This is a genomic window from Bacillus tequilensis KCTC 13622, from assembly GCF_000507145.1.
Taxonomy (GTDB): Bacteria; Bacillota; Bacilli; order Bacillales; family Bacillaceae; genus Bacillus; species Bacillus tequilensis.
This window is the reverse complement of the sequence record NZ_AYTO01000015.1, coordinates 1-18,789: the sequence shown is the minus strand read 5'-3', so window position 1 is coordinate 18,789 and position 18,789 is coordinate 1. Positions and strand designations below refer to the sequence as shown.

Below are 18,789 nucleotides of genomic sequence, written 5' to 3'. Positions count from 1 at the left end.
GTAAAGAAACAGCACAAAACAAAAAAGCTTGTAGAAAAAACACCGTTTTCTCTACAAGCTGAAAGCCTGACGCATAGCGTCAGGCTTCCATATTATCGCTTCAATTCTTCCAGCGTCTTTTCCCATCTGTTCAGCACCTCTTCAGGGCTGTGAAGCTGGATATGGACGCCAGAGGTCAAATCAGCGTATTTCGCAACGTCCTCCTTCATTGAAACGATGCGGCAGGCAAAGCGGTCTCTTTCATACTCGGCATCGTTCAAAGGCGTCAAGGGCTCGCATTGCAGCTTCACATAATAAGCGGCTCCCCTCCACCATGCCGTAAACTGCGCTTTTCCTGTGCGAAGGATGTTGGCGGAAGTCGCTGTGTTTTTCCATAGGGCGATTCGAATATCGGTTCGGCTCAGAGCGATGATTTCTCCCGCGCTGATCATCGCTGCATGCGGCCAGCCATCCTCCGATACGGTTTGCAGAACGAAAGCCTCGTGCTGCTTCTCATTCAGGCGATTCCCGTCAAGCAGCTCAAAAAGACGGTCTGATAGACAGTTCACGCTGATCAAGCCTTTCGTTCCGGCACAGCCGGAACTTCAACGGCTGTTTCTGTTTCCTTCGGATCGATTTTAAACGCCGGATTGTACTTCGCCGGATTTGTAATGCTTTCCGGCTCACAGGATCTCCATGTAAAAAAGCAAGTTTGGCACTGATAAACTTCCCATGCGCCTTCTACAGGCGATTTGCTCATGACTTCTCCCTTTTTTGAATCGCATCGAGGACATGTATGCATATCGATCATCCTTTCCTTATTTATTCATTAAGTCCATTAGTTTTTGTTCCCATTCTTTCGTTGTTAATGGAGAATCAAGCGGCTGTGAATAATGCCCTCTTGTTTCCGGCGCAACCGGTGTAGTGGCGTCAAGAATCATTTTGTGAGTGATCCCTGATGGGTTAGATCCCGGATCAAGCGGCAGAACGGATAAATCCGGAATGATGACCGCATCGTGTTTTGGATGCATTTTGGTCGAAAGCGCCCACATGACCTGCGGCAGGTTGAATGGATCGACATCCTCGTCAACGACAATGACCATTTTGCAGTAGCCTAGTCCGTGCGGTGTTGTGAGCGCGCGCATGCCGACCGCTTTCGCAAATCCGCCATAGCGCGTTTTGGTGGAAACAATCGCGATTAAACCGTGTGTGTACATGGCGTTCACGGCGACAATTTCATTCGGATAGGCTTCTTTTAATTGCTGATAAAGCGGCACGCAGGTATTGATGCCGATCATGTAATCGCATTCGGTCCAAGGCATGCCTAAGTATAAATGTTCAAAAATCGGATTGTTTCTATGATACACGCGTTTAATTTTGATAATCGGCATGCTGCGTCCGCCGGAATAGTGGCCTGTGAATTCACCGAACGGGCCTTCATATTCACGCTCTCCGGCAATAATTTCACCTTCAAGGACAACTTCAGCGCCCCACGGAACATCAAGATCTGACAGCTTTGATTTGACGATGCGATATGGCTCCCCTTGAATCGCGCCTGCCATTTCGTATTCCGATTGATCATAAAGAAGCGGAGTCGACGCCGCCGTTGTAATAACCGGCTCACAGCCAAGCGCTATGGTAACCGGAAGATTGACGCCGCGTTCTTCAGCTTGACGCAAATGTATCGCAATATCGTGCTGCGGCACAGGCTGAATGCCGAGACGATCTTTACCTTTCACCTGCATTCTGTAAATGCCGACATTTTGTTTGCCGAAGTTGTCAGGGTCTTCTAGATCGCGTGAAATCACACATGCTTTGTCTAAATAGTAGCCGCCGTCTCCTTGGTTAATTCTGAAAAGAGGCAGTATATCGAACAAATTGATATCTTCTGTGATTTCATTTTCATGAAACGGCGCTGTTTCCTCCCGTTTGACCGGCATCGGAAACTGTTCATAACGCTTCGCGAATTCAAAAAACTGTTCTTTTACCGGCGTGTCTTTCGGCATGCCAAGCATCATTGCGTGGTTCGGCCAGGAGCCTATTACATTCATCGCAATTTGCGCGTTATTGTAGCCGTAAATGTTGTTGAATAAGAGCGCGGGGCTTTTGTCGCCAAGGTTGCTGGCTGCGCGTGCGGCAGCTCCTAAATCAGGCTCCGGCTTTACCTCTTCATTCACTGTCAGCAGCTGTCCTTCTTTTTCAAGGGCAGCGAGAAATTCTCTGAAATCTTGATAAGCCATAATCAAGCTCCTCCTTTTTGTTTTTCAATCCCATTCCAGCGCTTCGCTTCAGGAAGGCGAATGCCGAATTGGTCCAACGTTCTGAATACAATATGGTCAACCATTTCCTCTAGGCTGCTCGGCTGATTATAAAATGCCGGCATCGGAGGAAGAATGATGGTGCCCATTTTCGTAAGCGCTAGCATATTTTCGAGATGAATCTGGTTCAAAGGCGTCTCTCTCGTTAAGAGGACGAGTTTTTTTCTCTCCTTGAGCATGACATCCGCGGCACGTGTCAGCAGATTATCCGCCATTCCGGTGCGAATGCTGGCGAGAGATTTCATGCTGCACGGCGCAACTATCATCCCGTCGGTATCGAACGACCCGCTTGAAATGGCTGCCGCCTGGTCCTTATGCGAGTATGTGTATGCGGCCAGTTGTTCTACTTCTTGTAAGGTATAGCCTGTTTCGTGTTTAATTGTGACGTTCGCCCAAGGAGACACAACGAGATGGGTTTCCACTTCGGCGGCCTTCAGCCACTCCAGCATCCTGACCCCGAAAATGGCCCCTGTTGCTCCTGTCATTCCGACAACGAGTTTCACTTTGCCTCCTCCTTTATGCTTGAATTCCGCTTTCATTTCCATCATACTCCTGATATATCCATATGAAAAATATCTGTTATATCTATATTCAATACCTAAAAGGTATGGTAAGGAGGCGCTTTTTTTGGACATTCGCCAGCTTCGCTATTTCATTACGATCGCCCAAGAACAGAAAATCACGTCAGCCGCCAAAAAGCTCCACATGGCGCAGCCGCCTTTAAGCAGGCAGCTGAAACAGCTGGAGGACGAGCTGGGTGTCGTTTTGTTTGACCGGAATAAGAAAAAACAAATGACGCTTACATATGAAGGAACTGTTTTTTTGAAAAGAGCCAAGGAGATTTTACACAGGTTTGAAGATGCCGTCATTGAGGTACAAGAGCTGAAGGACGAGGTTGCCGGCACGCTGGCTGTGGGGTCAACGATTTATTGCGCCGCACTGATGCTTGAAAAAGTCACACAGATTAAAGAAAGCTACCCGCACCTTACCTTTCATATTTGGGAGAATGAGCCTGCCACGCTGTTAGAGCTGCTGGAAAGCCGGCAAATCGATGCGGCGGTCACGACGACAATGATCAAAAGCCACACGGTCCAATTTAAACAGCTTGATGATATTCCATGTGTGCTCGTGCTTTCAAAGGAAGCCGGATATCCGTGCGGGGACACCATTAAAATGGAGGATATACCATCATTTCCGCTGATTCTGCTGCGGCCTGTCAATGGAAAGGGCGTCTACAATCAGGTCATGAATGAATTTCATCGTCTGAAACTGGAGCCGCGCATTGTTTGCGAATGCCACGATTCCGCAACTTTGCTCAGCCTCGTCTCTTCAGGATTCGGCGCCTCCATTCTGCCCGTCACGATGATTCCCGTTCATATGAGAAACCACGTTCACACCGTAAATATTGAAAACAATCCCTTCATTATGACACCGGCTGTCATGTGGAGAACGGACAGTTATTTGCCAAAACCGGCACAGCAATTTTTGGATTTATTTTAAAAGATTTCGCCTTATGAAAACCAAATACTTGACTCATACTAAAAAAAAGTTATCCTTTAGATTTGTAAGCTAATTTTTTATTTCAATAAAATCAACCAGAAAAGTGGGGAATAAGATGAAAAAAGCATTATTGGCTTTATTCATGGTCGTAAGCATTGCAGCTCTCGCAGCTTGCGGAGCAGGAAATGACAATCAGTCAAAAGATAACGCCAAAAACGGCGATCTTTGGGCTTCTATTAAGAAAAAAGGTGTGCTGACAGTCGGTACGGAAGGGACATATGAACCGTTCACTTACCACGACAAGGACACTGACAAGCTGACTGGCTATGATGTCGAAGTGATCACGGAAGTCGCAAAACGCCTTGGGCTTAAAGCCGATTTTAAAGAAACACAATGGGACAGCATGTTTGCCGGCCTGAATTCCAAACGGTTTGACGTCATTGCCAACCAAGTCGGAAAAACAGACCGTGAAAACAAGTATGATTTCTCAGATAAATACACAACATCAAGAGCCGTTGTCGTGACGAAAACAGACAACAACGATATTAAGTCTGAAGCAGATGTAAAAGGAAAAACATCAGCTCAATCACTGACAAGCAACTACAACAAATTAGCTACAAATGCCGGCGCGAAAGTAGAAGGCGTTGAGGGCATGGCACAGGCTCTTCAATTGATCCAGCAAGGCCGCGTTGATATGACTTACAACGATAAGCTTGCCGTATTGAACTACCTGAAAACATCCGGCAACAAAAACGTGAAAATCGCGTTTGAAACAGGCGATCCGCAGTCAACCTATTTCACGTTCCGTAAAGGAAGCGGCGAGGTTGTTGATCAAGTCAACAAAGCATTAAAAGAAATGAAAGAGGACGGGACTCTTTCTAAAATCTCTAAAAAATGGTTCGGCGAAGATGTTTCTAAATAATCTGCCGGCATTGACGCTTGGCACGGCGATCCCGTGGGATCTGGTGCAGCAGTCATTCTGGCCGATACTTTCAGGGGGAATCTATTATACGATTCCCCTTACGATTCTTTCCTTTATATTTGGAATGATCCTGGCGCTGATTACGGCGCTTGCCAGAATGTCGAAAGTGAGACCTTTGAGATGGGTGTTCAGCGTATACGTATCTGCAATACGCGGCACTCCTCTTCTCGTTCAATTGTTCATCATTTTCTATCTGTTCCCGGCCTTTAACATCACATTAGATCCATTTCCAAGCGCAGTTATTGCCTTTTCATTAAACGTCGGCGCCTATGCATCTGAAATCATACGGGCATCCATTTTATCCGTGCCGAAAGGGCAATGGGAAGCCGGATACACAATCGGCATGACACATCAGAAAACACTGTTCCGCGTCATTTTGCCGCAGGCGTTTCGTGTGTCGATCCCGCCATTATCCAATACCTTTATCAGCCTGATTAAAGATACATCCCTCGCCTCTCAAATTCTGGTCGCTGAGCTGTTCAGAAAAGCCCAGGAAATCGGCGCGCGGAATCTTGATCAAATTTTAGTGATCTATATTGAAGCAGCCTTTATTTACTGGATTATCTGCTTCCTGCTTTCACTCGTCCAGCATGTCATCGAACAGCGTCTTGACCGCTACGTGGCCAAATAAGGAGGTTCCGAGTATGCTTACCGTTAAAGGATTAAACAAATCATTCGGTGAAAATGAAATATTAAAAAAGATAGATATGAAGATTGAAAAAGGGAAAGTCATCGCCATACTTGGGCCTTCAGGTTCAGGGAAAACGACGCTGCTCCGCTGCCTGAATGCGCTGGAAATTCCGAATCGCGGAGAGCTTGCATTTGATGATTTCTCCATCGATTTCTCCAAAAAGGTGAAACAGGCGGATATTCTAAAGCTCCGCCGGAAATCCGGCATGGTATTTCAGGCGTATCACCTGTTCCCGCACCGCACGGCTCTTGAAAACGTGATGGAAGGCCCTATTCAGGTGCAAAAGCGAAACAAAGAGGAAGTCAGAAAAGAAGCGATTCAGCTTCTTGATAAAGTCGGATTAAAGGACAAAATGGATTTATATCCGTTCCAGCTTTCCGGCGGCCAGCAGCAGCGCGTCGGCATCGCCCGCGCACTGGCGATTCAGCCGGAGCTCATGCTGTTTGACGAACCGACCTCAGCGCTTGATCCCGAGCTGGTCGGAGAGGTCCTGAAGGTTATCAAAGATTTAGCCAATGAAGGATGGACCATGGTCGTTGTGACCCACGAAATCAAATTCGCCCAGGATGTGGCGGACGAAGTCATCTTTATCGACGGCGGAGTCATCGTGGAACAGGGACCGCCGGAGCAAATTTTCTCCGCACCAAAAGAAGAACGGACGCAGCGGTTTTTGAACCGGATTTTGAATCCGTTGTAAAATCTTAAAAAACCCAAAACGGCATTCGTTTTGGGTTTTTTCTTTTATTAGATTAAATCCTAGCTCCCAGAAAAATGTGCGGTTTATGATTTTCATTTTGAAGCAGGACATTGTATCAAAGGGAGGAATTTCTTCAAGAGGACTATAAATGCCAAAACTCAAATATTAAACGTTACGGAGGCGCTATAATGAAAAAACTTATTATCAGCACCGCTTTAATTGGTTTCCTTTTTGCTGGTTTATTAAATGCGGGATCATACGCTAACGATCCAGATTCATTTCAAATAGCAGAAAAGGCAATCAATATTTAAACCTAAACAGGGCGCCTGCGGCGGCCCTGTTTTTTTGTTGAGCTCCTTTCGCCTATTCCGCCCTTATGTCAGATATGCTACAATGACAATCGACTGATTTTTACGAAAGAAGGGACCTCACGTGAAGCAAGAACTTGTTCTGCGCTGGACATTTTATTTTACCGGTTTGATCATTTTGGCTTTTGGTGTATCCCTGACGATAGAAGGAAAAGCGCTCGGCATAAGTCCGTGGGATGCATTTCATTACAGCCTGTTTCAGCATTTCGGCCTTACCGTCGGTCAGTGGTCCATCATTATCGGAGCGATCATCGTCGGATTAACGTCATTGTTTACACGGGCTTGGCCAAAAATCGGGGCGATCCTGAACATGGTGCTCATTGGTGTTTTTATCGATTTTTTCAATTTTCTTCTGCCTGCCCCCTCGACCTACACGGGCTCCGTCATTGTCTTCTCTCTTGGCGTGGTGCTGATCGGTTACGGCGTCGGTGTTTATGTATCAGCAGGCCTTGGAGCGGGGCCGCGTGATTCACTGATGATGCTGATTACAGAAAAAACCGGCTGGAATGTGCAATGGGTGCGGAACGGCATGGAAATAACAATCTTGTTTGCGGCATGGGGCATGGGCGGCCCGATCGGTTTTGGCACCATTTTGACTGCCATCCTCACCGGACTCATTCTGCGCTTTTCATTGCCGCAGTCAATACTGCTGCTGAATTATGCTGTGGCAAGGCGGACCGCCGCTGTGAAAGCATCTCCGCCTCTACACTAAAACAAAGCCGCTTCGGCTTTGTTTTTTTATGTTCGCCTCTATATGAGTCTTGTTGAAGTATGATAGGATGGTTTTGACAATCTTTTGCAGACGGAGGACCTAGAATGAAGATTTACGGAATATATATGGACCGCCCGCTTTCTCAGGAAGAGACTGAACGCTTCATGTCTTTCATATCGCCTGAAAAACGAGAGAAATGCCGGAGATTTTATCATAAAGAAGATGCTCACCGCACCCTGCTGGGAGATGTTCTCGTTCGCTCAGTCGTCAGCAGGCAGTTCCATCTGGACAAAGCCGATATCCGCTTCAGCGCGCAGGAGTACGGAAAGCCCTGCATCCCTGATTTGCCTGACACTCATTTCAACATTTCCCATTCCGGCCGTTGGGTCGTTTGCGCGTTTGATTCACAGCCAATCGGCATCGATATTGAAAAAATGAAACCGATCAGCCTTGAGATCGCCAAACGTTTCTTTTCAAAAACAGAGTACACAGACCTTTTAGCCAAAAACAAGGATGAACAGACAGACTATTTTTATCATCTATGGTCGATGAAAGAAAGCTTTATCAAACAGGAAGGCAAAGGCTTATCGCTTCCGCTTGATTCCTTTTCAGTGCGCCTGGATCGGGACGGACAAGTATCCATTGAGGTTCCGGACAGGCATACGCCATGCTATATCAAAACGTATGATGCGGACCCCGGCTACAAAATGGCCGTATGCGCTGCGCACCCTGATTTCCCCGAGGATATCACAATGGTCTCGTACGAAGAGCTTTTATAAATGGCTCATCAACAGCTTGACACCGCGCTCAATATCTTCCGTTTTCACATTGGAAATATTGATTTTTAATAGATTTTCTTTCGGATAATCTGATAAATAATGACGGTCTATCGCCTCAAGGAGAACCCCTTGTTTTTTCAGTCTATGAATCACTCTTGAGGCGGGCAGATCCTGAGGAAGCACCAGATGGGTGTGCATACAGGGTGCCTGCCCGCTGGAGAACGTAAAGCGTCCGCTTCCCAGCTGCCTGTGAGTTCGAATGGCTTGATGTAGCCTCAGCGACCGCTCTTTATAAGAATCTCTGATTTTCTCCTTATGCCTGCCGTACATACCGCTTTTCAGGTAAATCTCCAATGCCGCTTGAGAAATCATCGAACAGTCGATGTCGTTCAGCTTTTTGTACGCATAGAACGTGTCAGTCAGCGCTTCGGGCAAAACAGCCGCCCCCACGCGAAGGCCGGGGAACATCATTTTCGAGAAGCTTTTCAAATAGATGACATGTGAGGACAGATCATATGCGTACAGCGGATCTGCCTTTTTATTTTCCTCCAGATCACCGAGGTAATCATCCTCAACGAGATAGACATCATGCGCTTCTGCCAGTCTCACAAGCTCCTGTTTATCACGCTCTGACAATGAGCAGCCAAGCGGGTTATGGAAGCGCGGCATCGTATAAAAAAATTTAATCGATTCTGTTTGAAATAACCGCTCAACCTCGGCTATATCAAGTCCCTCTTCCGTTCGTTTCACCCCGATGGCGGGAATCCCAAGCGTCTCAAGCTGTTCGACCATCAAATGGTAGCCCGGCTGTTCAATGGCGATCTTCTCTTTCCCATTTGGGAACGGCATGGCACAAAGCAGAGATAACGCCTGCTGGACACCTGATGTAATGAAAATATGCCGTTCATCCGCAAATACCTGTTGAGTGGCCAAGAGCTTTCGGAGTACGCGGATGAGTGATGGAAGCCCCTTTGGCGTCCCATAAATAAACAAATCGTTTTTGTATGTATCAATCGCTTTGTTGATACAGTGCTGAAAATCAAGATACGGAAACACATCTGGATCCGGCGCAGATGTGGCAAAGTCGATGGGGCCAGGCTGCCCGCTTTTTGATTTCCCTGTCTTTTTCACAATATAATAGCCGCTTTTCGGAACAGAATAGATAAGGTGGCGCTTTTCCAGCTCCTGCAGCGCGCGGATCACTGTGCTTTTGCTGACTTGGTAGCGGGCGGACAGCTGACGGATAGATGGAAGCCTGTCTCCTTCTTGATAGGCGGTGCTTTGCATCATCTCCTCTATCCTCGTTACTAGACTCATATATTTCTCCATGCCTTCTCCCCCTGTTTTGTACCGGTACAGTTCATTGTTTTTCTCATTGTACCGTTCTGACCGCGGCCATACAATAAAGGGAGCGACCGGCGCTGCAATTCAGGTAAAGGAGCCCTTCCCATTATGGTTAAACATCAGCAAACCCCCGCTTATATAGCGGCTATTTTATATTCGTTCATTATCGGTTTATCCTTTCTATTCGTAAAAATCGCACTGCAAACAGCAGAGCCGTTTGATATTTTGGCGCATCGGTTCACCATTGCGTTTGCTGCGGCGACTGTACCGATCTTATTCGGCTGGGTAAAGCTATCAATCCGCGTAAAGGACGTCATTGCCATTTTGCCGCTCGCCCTGCTGTATCCCGCGTTATTTTTCAGCTTTCAGGCATTCGGCCTTGTGTACTCGTCCTCCTCTGAAGCGGGAATTATTCAGGCAGCCATTCCGATTTTCACGATGGTCTTTGCCGCTTATGTTTTAAAGGAACGCCCAACGTGGACGCAAAAGGGGTTCACGGTTTTATCCGTTGCCGGCGTCATGTTTATTTTTGTGATGAAAGGCGTTGACGTGGAATCAGCCAGCTTAAAAGGGTCTTTGCTGATCCTATTGTCCGCTTTGTCCTCAGCGATGTACAATACTGCTGCCAGAAAAATGACGCAGCGGTTCAAGCTGACCGAGCTCACCTACATCATGTCAGCCATCGGCTTTGTCGTCTTCAACGCCATCGCCCTTGTGCGTCACGGAGCGGCGGGAACAGTCGGCACTTATTTTCTGCCGTTCCGGGAGCCCGGCTTCGTTCTCGCCATTGTGTATTTGGGCGTGCTGTCTTCACTTGTCACTTCATTTCTGTCTAACTATACGCTGTCGCGAATTGAGGCGTTTAAAATGAGTGCTTTTAATCATGTATCTACCATTGTGACGATGATTGCAGGAGTTATGATTCTCAACGAAAGCCTGGCCTGGTATCATCTTGCCGGGGCTGTTTGTATTATGATTGGCGTGGTGGGGAGCAATATCAATCTGGAGAAAAAAACAAAGCGCCCTGGTATGCCTGCAAAAAAATGAGAAATTATGCTAGACTGAAAGGAAAAACATGGTTAGAGGTGTAGGTTTACCGTATGATTCAATATGCTAGTGAAAGTATCAATCTTCCAGGAGAAATCGCTTTTAAGGATGTAAGAGAAATCTTTTTTTATCAAATCGCAAAAATATCATGCTTTTACTTTCTGTTGTTTTGCACCATATTTGCTGCAGTTAACTTCATTAACGGATGGCCCCGTATCGTTTATGGCAGTGACGCGCTTAACTTGTTTATGAACAGTATGTTGATTATCGTGATGTCAGTTCTGTTTACACTGCTGCTCCTCCTTCTTCTATATGTGAAGTTTTCCAGAGCATACAAGAAGAACGAACGGATGAAATCTAAAAGAACATATACTCTGAACCAAGAAGGAATTCGTATATGTTCTAAAAAATATGACCTCATTTTCAATTGGGATGAAATCACAGCTGTTTTCGAATATCAAAATATCTTCAGGGTCAATACATCAAGTGGCCAATATATTGCGATCCCAAAACGTTTTTTTCATTCCGAAGTGGAGATGAATAGATTCAAGAAGATTATCCTTAAAAATACCGGAACAAAAAAACTCAAATTTAAAAAGGATCAGCATTGACAGTGCTGATCCTTTTATATTGAATGGTGGGTTTCTTTTGCCTTCTGTTTATCTAAAAACGGCACCAGCTCTATTACAGCCGATAAACCCACAAACACGATGCACACAGCGACAATCAGCAAATAATCATGAGTCATGTCAAAAAACAAGCCGCCCGCGTACACACTGAGAGCACCGGCGATCTGATGGATAAAGAAAGTAATGCCTAACAGCGAGCCGATTAATCCTGAAGGATAGCTTTCAGAAATAGACGCCGCGGTCAGCGGGATCACACCTGTGTAACTGAGCCCGAATAACAGGATAAAACCGAAGTACCAAAGTTCGCTTTGATGGATTCCGAGAATGGGAATGAGCAGGCAAATCAAGCTGAGCAGCCGAAGGAAAAATAAAATGGATAGCATCATGCTTCTGCTGCCGAGGAGATCTGACAGCCAGCCCGCCAATAATCCGCCAATGATGATAAACGCACCGAATGCGGCCATCATCCCGTTGACATGAGAGACATGTGCATCCTTCAGCATCGGCACAAGATGAGCATCTATGATTCCCATGGTAAATCCGCATGTAAACACGCCGAAGTACAGGATATGAATGAGGCGGGACTGCTTCACCACGCTCCAAAATCCCCGCCAGTCATAAGATTTTTTCACTGACGGCGCTTGCGCATATGGCGGGTGCTTCATCCCAAAGGCGAAAAGCGGCAGGAGAACAGCAGCGATGACGAGGCCCAATATCGTATAGGTGTTTTGCCAGCCGACATGATACGGAGCTGCGGCCCAAATGGGCGAGAGCAGCAGCAGGCCCGCAGAATTGGCATTGGTCAAAATAGCGAGCGCCAGCCCCTTGTGCGTGTCAAACCAGCGGCTGATGAAATACTGAGTCGTCACGCCGACCGCACAGGAATAGCCGATTCCGCCGAGCACGCCGTAAATGGCGGAAAACACATGAACATTCGATGAATGCGGAAGCAGCAAAAAGCTTGCGCTAATGCTAACAGCTCCAAACGCCATCATTTTTCTGACGCTGAACCGATCGATCAAAAACCCGACAAAAAACTGCACGATGCCTGTTGTGATCATAAAAATGCTGACGGAAACCGAGATCAGCGACCTGTCGGCATGGAAGGTATCCGCCATCGGCAGCATAAAAAATTGAAAGGAGTTTCTGAATGAGTTCATTCCAATGGTGAAAACAAACGTAAACAGCAATACAAACCATTTCATCTTAGGAGACGCGAGCATGTTTAGACCTTCCTTTGTTTGAGTATTTCGACTATTATATCATGTAAAAATTGACATTCCACACACAAAAAAAGCGGAACAGCCTAAGCTGTCCGCTTTTGATCACGATTGAATAATCGGATGCTGATTTAATATCGCAAAAATCCGTTCTGCCACTTCTTCCGTATGTGACAGCAAAAACATGTGCCCGCCGGCAAATTCATGGAATGTGATGTCTGCCGCCCACTTCTTCCAGCCTTCCGCATCTCGAATGCATTTTTCATCATCAAGCCCATTAAAGACATGAACAGGCGATTGGATCGGGGCCACATCGCGAAGGTCAAATTGTTCAAGAGCCCGGTAATCCGCTCGGAAGGAAGGCAGGAAAAAGGACATGACTTCCTTATTTTCAACGAGCTCCGCGGGCATCCCGCCTAATTTGATAATATGATCGAGAAACTGATCATCAGGCAGATGGGACACTTTTTTCCGCTGAATATGCGGCGGCTGAATCGCAGAAATGATCACCGCCTGCGGAAAGATGCCTTCACGCTCCAGCTTTTGCGCCAGCCTGAAGGTGATCATTCCGCCCATACTGTGTCCAAACAGCACGAACGGCCGATCAGGGCAAAGATTCAATTCTTTTTTGTACAAATCGGTCAGCTCTTCGAGGTCCTCAATGGCTGACGTTTGATTCGTGCCGTGTCCCGGCGGCTCGGCAGCGAGCATCTCACACTCCCCCTGCAAAAAAGCATGGAGAGGGCGAAACGACGCTGAGTAGCCGCCGGCAAACGGAAAACAGATGAGCCGCGTTTTTTCCGACGCATCGAATGATTTGAAGAGTTGGCTCATGGGCCGTCTCCTCCTTTCATCACTTCGTTTAAGAAACCGTTACGGTTTGTATATTAAGTAATTCGAGCAAAATCCCCACATTCCTATCTAGCGTTTCACCTTGCAGCATTTCAGCGTGTGTTCCGAAGCCTCTTTTCACACGGTAAGCACCTGTTGTGGCCTCTTCCCATGATGCAAGCCATTCCGGCATGTCAAAATCAGTATCGGATGTCAGCAGATCAATATCCGCTTTCACCTGTCCTGTGCTGATCAGGTTGACGTAGTAGGAGTAGAAAGCGTGTGTTTTTTGCTTAAGGCCTTGTTTGACGGCTTCGCTGTTGAGCGCTTCATTGTCCCGGTTGACATTCATCAGCGCTTCGACATCACTCTCAACCGTGCGTCCGTCCAGATCGCTGATACCTTGTTTTTTATAGGAATCCACCATGATGATCCGCTGAACAATGCGGTCTTGTTCCTCAAGCTTTTTGGCAGCTTCAAACGCAAGGCTGCAGCCCGCTGAATATCCGAACAGTGTCAAAGGCCCTTCCGGCTGAAGCTCCTGGATCAAATCCGCATAGCGGTCAAGCCGGTTTTCCTCCTCAATGAAATCAAAGGCGCACAGTTTATATGACGGCAGGCGGCTGGCCATGTTTTGATACATGAGGCCATAGCCCAAAACCGGCGGGAATGCGAAAATGATTTGCTCCTGATCGGGATTCATAATGGTTACATCCTGCAATCCATCTGAGCCTCCGTTTTTCAAATACGCTGAGATGCCTGCAATCGTCGTCGCTTCAAACAAAAGCTTCACCGGAATATCTATCTCGAGCTCTTTCTTGATGCGGGAAGCGGCGGTCATCGCCTTTAAGGAGTGCCCGCCGAGCGCAAAGAAATCATCATGAATGCCGACCTTCTGTCTGCCGAGAATCTCAGACCAGATGTGTGCGATCGTTTCCTCCGTCTCGTCGCGAGGCCCGATCCACTCTTCCGCCAGCTGATCCTGATCCGGTTTTGGCAGCAGCCGTTTATTGACCTTCCCGTTTGTCGTTAAAGGAAGCTCCTCCAGGAAAGTAAAGGTTTGCGGCACCATGTAAGCAGGAAGCTGTTTTTTCAGGTGCGCCTTTACATCCTCAGCTGATAGCTGTGCCCGATTCACGAGGTAGGCGTTGATTGATGCATCTCCAGACTCATGGCGGTCAACAACAACAACCGCATCTTTCACACCCTGGTATTCTTGCAGCTGCTTTTCAATTTCTTCAAGCTCGATCCGATGTCCTCGTATTTTGACCTGATCATCAATTCGGCCGGCGTATTCAATCGTCCCATCCGGCAGCCAGCGTGCCAAATCCCCTGTGCGGTAAAGCGTCTCACCGGGCTTGAACGGATTTGGGATAAACGTTTGCATCGTCAGATCATGACGGTTTACATACCCTTTTGACACGCCCATTCCGCTGATGCACAGTTCACCGACCGCTCCGAATGGCTGGAGCTGGTTTTTCTCGTTGAGAATATAAACGCTGGCATTGCTGATCGGCTTTCCGATCGGCAATGAGGAGATGCCATCCGGTATTTCATGTACAACATGAGCTGTCGCAAACACCGTGCCCTCAGTAGGCCCGTAGCAATTAATCAGCTTGCCCGGCCCCAGGATCCGCAGCGCTTTTCTGACGTGAGGCACAGACGCGCGCTCTCCGCCGAATAATACGCAGCGAAGCCCCTTCATCCAATCCTCTCCCGCATCTGTGAGAAGATTAAACAGTGCGGTTGTCGCAAACATGACATTGACATTCTCCTGCTGGATCAGATCTGTGAGCCGTTCTGTATCAAGCAGTGTATGTTCATCTGCGATAATGAGCCGTGCCGCATTTAATATGGAAGCATAGAAATCAAAGGTAAATGCATCAAAGGCGTAATTCGAAACAGATAAGAACGTATCTTTTTCAGAAAATGCCATGTAGTCTACATGCTTGACCAATCCTTGAATATTGGCATGAGTGGTGATATTGCCCTTCGGCTTTCCGGTTGTGCCGGACGTATACATAATATATGCCGGATCATCGGGTTCAATTGCGGTTGCAGGGTCGCTTGCCTGCTCTTCGAACCGTGCAGGATCATCAATGAAGAGTGTTGTTCCTGTATACGGCAGCTGATCCGCTTTTTCTTTCATCTCCTGATGTGTCAGCAGACAGGCTGCCGCACTGTCAGTCAGCATATACGAGATTCGGTCCTCCGGCAGCTTCGGATCAACCGGGAGATAAGCCGCTCCTGCTTTTAGTACGCCGAGAATGCCGATCACCAATTCAAGCGAGCGCTTCGTGTACAACGCGACAACGGAGCCTTTACCCGCACCTTGCTTTTGCAAACGGCGTGCAAGGCGGTTCGCTTCCTCATCTAATTCGCGATAGGAAAGAGTCTGACCGGAATACGTAAGCGCCGGCGCATCAGGATGAACATTCACCGCTTCTTTGAACCAATCCGTCAGAGGCTTCGTCTGATGGTTTTGAGCCGGCGGGTTTAAGCCTTTCAGCAGAAACTCTCTTTCCTTTTCATCAACAAGACTGAGCGTATGAACAGGCTGATCCGGCTTCTGGATGAGCTGCTGAATCGCTGTGAGAAGCTGTGATTTTAAGCGCTGGATAAATGCCTCATCAAACACATTCTCATTATAGGCAAGCTTGATTAGCATCTCGTCTCCCGGGGAAGCCATCAGGTTGAGATCATAATTCGACTTCTCAAAAACATGGACATCCTCCATTTCAAAGCCGTTTTCATTGTTTTCTTCATTTTTTGCATCCTGAAGCGGATAATTTTCAAACACAATGATGTGGTCAATCAGCTTTGGCTGATCGGCCTGGCTTTGGATGTCATAGAGCGGCACGTATTGATGCGGCTCAGACTGCAGCGATTGCTCCTGCAGCTGCTTGAGCAATCCGTTGAATGTGATATCCTCAGATAGTTTCACCCGTCTCGGGACAACGTTGATAAACAGCCCGACCATATGTTCAACGCCTTTGATTTCCGCGGGACGCCCGGAAACGACTGTGCCGAAGGTCAAATCGCCAGACCGCTGATAGCGGCTGACCAATACACTCCAGACTGCCTGCAGCGCCGTACTCAAAGTGGTATGCTGTGATTTTGCAAGCTCGGTAAACGCCTTTGTTTCCGCCTCGGGCAGAGAGAAGAGCAATTCTTTGGGCTCGTAGCCGTCCGTTTGTTTCTTTCTTTGCTCCGCAAACGTCGCTTGTCCTTCAAAATCCTCTAAGTACTCGCGCCAGTAACGCAGTGATGCCTGTTTATCCTGCTTTTCAAGCCACTTGATGTAGTCCTTATATGGTTTGACCGGCGGCAGGCTGTATGGCTTTTTCTCGCGCAGGGCATTGTATACCTTAAACAGGTCCTGCACAACGATGCCGAAACACCAGCCGTCCAAAATCATGTGATGGTAGCTCCACACCCACTCAAAGCTTTCTTCAGCTTTTTTGAAAATGGCTGCCCGCATTGGGATATCCCGCGTCAAATCAAAGCCCTTGATCTTATCCTGTTCTTTGTATTCATTGATTTTGGCTGCTTGCTCGCTGCCCGTTAAGTGTGTCAGATCGATTTCTTCTATCTGAAACTGCCGTTTTTTCAATACGACTTGGACAGGCCTTTTTACTTTTTCGTGAATGAACACGGTACGAAATACATCGTACCGGTCCATGATCACATTCATGCTTTCTTCGAGGCATTTGATATTCAAGCTGCCTTTTACTTTCATCGTGATTTGTTCAAGATAAAAACTCTGGCCGGGATTCAGGATGGTATGAAACAGCATCCCTTCCTGCATCGGCGATAGGTAATACATATCTTGAACCTGATCCTTGCTAAATTGACTCATATGCTTCGCTCCCGCCTTCTGTAATTCCCTTGCGTTTTATTTTAAATTCTCCTCAAGCATGTCAAAGATATCGCCCATCTCGTCCATTCCAAGGTCCTCAGCACTGAAGTCGCTCGGCGTGAATTCCTTGTCTTCTTTTTCCGTGCAATGGCGGATCAGCATCAGGAGGTTTTCTTTAAACCGTTCCATTTGTTCCTCGACTGTAGCTCTTTCAAATTCTTTCTCATTGTAGGAGCAGGACAGCACAAACCGGCCGTTTCTGATCATGCCGCTGAAGCTCAAGGCGTACAGCGCTTCTGATTCCTCGCTTACTTGGCGCCCCATGTCGAAAGCGGACGGCTCAAAGAAGTCGGTTTTCACTTCACTGTCGAACTGGCCTAAATAGTTAAAGCTGATCTCTGGCGTGAAGCCCTTTGTTCCCTCTGCTTCTGTGACATAACGGAGAATGCCGTAGCCGACACCTTTGTCCGGAATGCGGCGCAGATTTTCTTTAACTGATTTGATGACGGCTGAGGCGTCTGCTTCAGACATATCGAGCACAACAGGATATTGCGCCGTAAACCAGCCGACCGTTCTGGAGATATTCACATTCGGAATGATGTCCTCCCGTCCGTGCCCCTCCAGATTAATGCCGATTTTGGCATCGTCTGTCCATTCCTTCATTGTCAAACCGAGCGCGCTGAGAAGAATATCATTGATTTCGGTTCCATATGGCTGATGGACATCCGTTAAGAGATGTTTGGTGTCTTCTTCCGTTAATTCACAGAGAACGGATGATGTATGCTTGACGATCCGCTGCTCTGTTTCGTAATCCTTCGGCAGAGGAGAAACCTGTTCAGCGTCAATTTGCGACCAGTATTCAGCCTGCTGTAAAAGATGTGCTGATTGGCTGAATGCCGCCAGTTCTTCCGCCCAATCCTTGAAGGAGTTCGTTTTTTGCGGGAAGACAATATTCTCTTCTTTCTCAGCCTGCACATAGCCTGAAGCAAAATCTTCAAGCAAAATCCGCCATGACACGCCGTCTACTACGAGATGGTGTACAGCAATGAGCAGGTGGTCGCCAGCTTCCGTCCGGTATTGCTCCGCCTTGAGAAGCGGTCCGTTTTGGAGATCGAGACTGCTTTGCAGCCTGTCCGCGAGAATCTTGATCTGGTTTTTCAGCATGTCTTCATCGGAGCCGTACAGGTCGACGATTTCAAAGCTGACCTTGCTTTCACTGATCGGTTTATACGCCTGAACGATGTCCCCGTTTTCCTCACGGTAAACCATACGAAGTGCGTCATGGTGATCGACCAGCGCCTGCAGCGTTTTCTCCACCCGTTCAGGGTCAAAGCCCTTCGCGGCATGAAGCATCACCGATTGGTTCCAGTGGTGCTTGTTCGTAAAGTTCTTTTCAAAGAACCAGCGCTGAATCGGCGTCAGGTTGACTTCTCCCTCCACAGGCCCTTGGTCTGCCTGCTTGCCTTCGGCACGCTCCACGTATTGGGTCAGCTCCTCGATCGTCGGGTGCTGGAAGAGATCTTTCATTTCCAGCTTCCAGCCGTGCTGGTTCAAGCGGCTCGCCATTTGGATTCCTTTGATGGAATCTCCGCCCATTGAGAAGAAATTGTCGCTGACACCGATCTCCGGAATGCCGAGCACATCCTGCCAGATACCGGCAAGCAGCTCTTCCATGTCGGTAGCCGGCGCTTTGTATTCTCCGCTTCCCGCCTCGATGTCCGGCTCAGGCAGGGCTTTGCGGTCTACTTTGCCGTTTGCCGTAACCGGAAGCTCGTTCAGCGTCACCCAGAATGCCGGGATCATGTAGTCCGGCAGGGTTTCCTTCAGTGCTGA

General features: G+C 47.7%; 18 protein-coding genes. 9 read left to right on the top strand and 9 right to left on the bottom strand.

Annotated elements, in window-relative coordinates; all coding sequences use genetic code 11:
• Positions 1-92 precede the first annotated feature (92 nt).
• Genes V756_RS0106405 through V756_RS0106390 form a run of 4 tightly spaced genes read right to left on the bottom strand, consistent with a single transcriptional unit; the run spans position 93 to position 2,836 of the window.
• Complete coding sequence (locus V756_RS0106405) at positions 93-557, bottom strand: pyridoxamine 5'-phosphate oxidase family protein (protein ID WP_024713959.1); 465 nt, start codon at positions 555-557, stop codon at positions 93-95.
• Positions 554-781: a phenolic acid decarboxylase subunit BsdD gene (gene bsdD / locus V756_RS0106400; RefSeq protein ID WP_024713958.1), complete on the bottom strand. Its 228-nt coding sequence runs from the start codon at positions 779-781 to the stop codon at positions 554-556. Before bsdD ends, V756_RS0106405 begins: the two co-directional genes overlap by 4 nt.
• A gap of 16 nt (positions 782-797) precedes the next feature.
• On the bottom strand, positions 798-2,219 hold the full coding sequence (gene bsdC, locus V756_RS0106395; RefSeq protein WP_024713957.1) for a phenolic acid decarboxylase BsdC: 1,422 nt from the start codon (positions 2,217-2,219) through the stop codon (positions 798-800).
• Positions 2,220-2,221: 2 nt separating this feature from the next.
• Positions 2,222-2,836 carry a non-oxidative hydroxyarylic acid decarboxylases subunit B gene (locus V756_RS0106390; RefSeq protein WP_024713956.1) on the bottom strand — a complete coding sequence of 205 codons (615 nt, stop codon included), beginning with the start codon at positions 2,834-2,836 and terminating at the stop codon, positions 2,222-2,224.
• A gap of 88 nt (positions 2,837-2,924) precedes the next feature.
• Here V756_RS0106390 and bsdA point away from each other — a divergent pair, with 88 nt between their 5' ends.
• The 7 genes from bsdA (at position 2,925) to V756_RS0106355 (ending at position 8,026) form a co-directional block, all read left to right on the top strand.
• Positions 2,925-3,797, top strand: coding sequence for a transcriptional regulator BsdA (bsdA, locus tag V756_RS0106385; protein ID WP_024713955.1), 873 nt, complete (start codon positions 2,925-2,927; stop codon positions 3,795-3,797).
• 115 nt (positions 3,798-3,912) lie between these two features.
• Positions 3,913-4,719: a cystine ABC transporter substrate-binding lipoprotein TcyA gene (tcyA, locus tag V756_RS0106380; RefSeq protein ID WP_024713954.1), complete on the top strand. Its 807-nt coding sequence runs from the start codon at positions 3,913-3,915 to the stop codon at positions 4,717-4,719.
• Complete coding sequence (gene tcyB, locus V756_RS0106375; RefSeq protein ID WP_024713953.1) at positions 4,706-5,410, top strand: cystine ABC transporter permease TcyB; 705 nt, start codon at positions 4,706-4,708, stop codon at positions 5,408-5,410. Before tcyA ends, tcyB begins: the two co-directional genes overlap by 14 nt.
• Positions 5,411-5,423: 13 nt before the next feature.
• Positions 5,424-6,167: a cystine ABC transporter ATP-binding protein TcyC gene (gene tcyC / locus V756_RS0106370; RefSeq protein ID WP_024713952.1), complete on the top strand. Its 744-nt coding sequence runs from the start codon at positions 5,424-5,426 to the stop codon at positions 6,165-6,167.
• A gap of 188 nt (positions 6,168-6,355) precedes the next feature.
• A complete protein-coding gene (locus V756_RS1000000124315) occupies positions 6,356-6,478 on the top strand; it encodes a hypothetical protein (protein WP_255210017.1) in 123 nt (40 codons plus the stop codon).
• A 121-nt stretch (positions 6,479-6,599) separates the two neighbouring features.
• Positions 6,600-7,247 carry a YczE/YyaS/YitT family protein gene (locus V756_RS0106360; RefSeq protein WP_024713951.1) on the top strand — a complete coding sequence of 216 codons (648 nt, stop codon included), beginning with the start codon at positions 6,600-6,602 and terminating at the stop codon, positions 7,245-7,247.
• Between the two features lie 104 nt (positions 7,248-7,351).
• Positions 7,352-8,026 carry a 4'-phosphopantetheinyl transferase family protein gene (locus V756_RS0106355; RefSeq protein ID WP_024713950.1) on the top strand — a complete coding sequence of 225 codons (675 nt, stop codon included), beginning with the start codon at positions 7,352-7,354 and terminating at the stop codon, positions 8,024-8,026.
• Here V756_RS0106355 and V756_RS0106350 read toward each other — a convergent pair.
• Positions 8,021-9,355 carry an aminotransferase-like domain-containing protein gene (locus tag V756_RS0106350; protein WP_024713949.1) on the bottom strand — a complete coding sequence of 445 codons (1,335 nt, stop codon included), beginning with the start codon at positions 9,353-9,355 and terminating at the stop codon, positions 8,021-8,023. The genes V756_RS0106355 and V756_RS0106350 overlap by 6 nt on opposite strands.
• A 123-nt stretch (positions 9,356-9,478) precedes the next feature.
• Between V756_RS0106350 and V756_RS0106345 the strand changes: the two genes are divergently transcribed.
• Both V756_RS0106345 and V756_RS0106340 read left to right on the top strand, forming a co-directional pair.
• Complete coding sequence (locus V756_RS0106345) at positions 9,479-10,417, top strand: DMT family transporter (protein WP_024713948.1); 939 nt, start codon at positions 9,479-9,481, stop codon at positions 10,415-10,417.
• 53 nt (positions 10,418-10,470) lie between these two features.
• The gene (locus V756_RS0106340) at positions 10,471-11,028 is read left to right on the top strand and encodes a YcxB family protein (RefSeq protein WP_024713947.1); all 558 of its coding nucleotides are present in this window, start codon (positions 10,471-10,473) and stop codon (positions 11,026-11,028) included.
• A gap of 14 nt (positions 11,029-11,042) precedes the next feature.
• Here V756_RS0106340 and V756_RS0106335 read toward each other — a convergent pair whose 3' ends face one another.
• From V756_RS0106335 to V756_RS01000000121950, 4 genes are all read right to left on the bottom strand, one after another.
• The gene (locus V756_RS0106335; RefSeq protein ID WP_024713946.1) at positions 11,043-12,269 is read right to left on the bottom strand and encodes an MFS transporter; all 1,227 of its coding nucleotides are present in this window, start codon (positions 12,267-12,269) and stop codon (positions 11,043-11,045) included.
• A gap of 102 nt (positions 12,270-12,371) precedes the next feature.
• Positions 12,372-13,100 carry a surfactin biosynthesis thioesterase SrfAD gene (gene srfAD / locus V756_RS0106330; RefSeq protein ID WP_024713945.1) on the bottom strand — a complete coding sequence of 243 codons (729 nt, stop codon included), beginning with the start codon at positions 13,098-13,100 and terminating at the stop codon, positions 12,372-12,374.
• Between the two features lie 28 nt (positions 13,101-13,128).
• Positions 13,129-16,956: a surfactin non-ribosomal peptide synthetase SrfAC gene (gene srfAC / locus V756_RS0106325; RefSeq protein WP_024713944.1), complete on the bottom strand. Its 3,828-nt coding sequence runs from the start codon at positions 16,954-16,956 to the stop codon at positions 13,129-13,131.
• A 36-nt stretch (positions 16,957-16,992) separates the two neighbouring features.
• Positions 16,993-18,789 (bottom strand): condensation domain-containing protein (locus V756_RS01000000121950; RefSeq protein WP_032681843.1); only part of this gene is annotated, 1,797 nt, incomplete at its 5' end.